The sequence below is a fragment of the Pseudomonas reinekei genome, assembly GCF_001945365.1.
GTDB lineage: Bacteria > Pseudomonadota > Gammaproteobacteria > Pseudomonadales > Pseudomonadaceae > Aquipseudomonas > Aquipseudomonas reinekei.
In genome coordinates this window covers 1-1,307 of the sequence record NZ_MSTQ01000048.1, presented here as the reverse complement: position 1 = coordinate 1,307, position 1,307 = coordinate 1, and the positions used below count along the sequence as shown (strand labels likewise).

The 1,307-nt window shown below is 53.3% G+C and carries 1 protein-coding gene; it reads left to right on the top strand.

The features are described from left to right. Positions 1-53: 53 nt before the first annotated feature. A protein-coding gene (locus BVK86_RS28880) for an IS3 family transposase (RefSeq protein WP_408002951.1) occupies positions 54-1,276 on the top strand; the annotation gives its coding sequence in 2 pieces (ribosomal slippage) (positions 54-405 and positions 405-1,276; 1,224 coding nt in all). Positions 1,277-1,307 lie beyond the last annotated feature (31 nt).

Sequence of the window (1,307 nt, the reverse complement as noted above, 5' to 3'; positions counted from 1 at the left end):
TGTCCCGTCCTGAATAAGGTTTACACCTTCTGACTTCTTTTCAGGAAGGTGCAATGGATACGGGCACGAAGCGCAGTCAGCGTGATTACACACTGACTTTTAAATTATCGGTTGTCGACCAGGTCGAAAAAGGCGAGTTGAGTTATAAAGAGGCTCAGCGGCGCTATGGGATTCAGGGTCGGTCGACGGTGTTGGTTTGGTTACGCAAACATGGTCGCCAGGACTGGAGCCAAGGCGCCTCCATTCGCTCCCAGAGGATCAGACCTATGGACGAGCCAACCTTGCCACTGACTCCCGAACAAAGAATCAAAGAACTCGAGGAACAACTGGCGCTGGCAACTCAGAAAGCCCAATTCTTTGAAGCCGTGGTCGATGTTCTGAAAAATGACTACGGCGTATCTGTCGTAAAAAAGCGACCCGGCAAGTCGTTGCGCAAACCCAAACCCTGAGTGTCAGCAGGGCTTGCCAATTTATGGGAATAAGCCGTCAGGCCTATTACAAACGCAACCGGGTCTACAGGGCGCGGGCCGACCAGGATCAGCAGCTCATAACGTTTGTAGAGAAGGTCCGTGCTCGCCAACCGTGCATCGGCACTCGGAAGCTGCATTCGATGATGCATGAGCAGCGTGAGCAACAGGAGCTCCATGTTGGCCGGGATCGTTTGTTCGCGGTTTTGCGGGAAAGCCGCCAGTTGGTCCGCAGAAAACGGGCGTATCACAAGACGACCGACAGCCATCATCGCTTCCGCCGACACCCCAATCTGCTCAAGCCAAGCCCGGAACAAATAGTCGCTACCGGCCCAGAACAGGTCTGGGTTGCCGATATTACGTACCTGCCTACCCGTGATGGCGTTGCCTATTTGAGTTTAGTGACGGATGTCTTTTCGAGAAAAATAGTCGGTTATCACGTGCATGAAAGTCTGCACACCAACTCCGTGGTGCAAGCCTTTCGAATGGCTTTGAAGCGACGTCGAAGCGTTCAGAAACTCGTCCATCACTCGGATCGAGGCGCCCAGTACTGCTCTGCCCTTTATCAAGAAATGCACGCAAAGCATGGCATCACTTGCTCGATGACCGACGGCTACGACTGCTACCAAAACGCCTTGGCAGAGCGGGTCAACGGCATCTTGAAAACAGAGTTCTTGATCCACCGACCTGCGGATTTTGCGCAGGCCACACAGATGGTGCGAGAGGCCGTCACGATCTACAACCAAGAGCGGCCGCACCTCTCTTTAAAATACAAAACGCCCGATGCGGTGCATCGGGCGTTAGGGTGAAACAGGTGTAAACCTATTTCAGGACTAGACA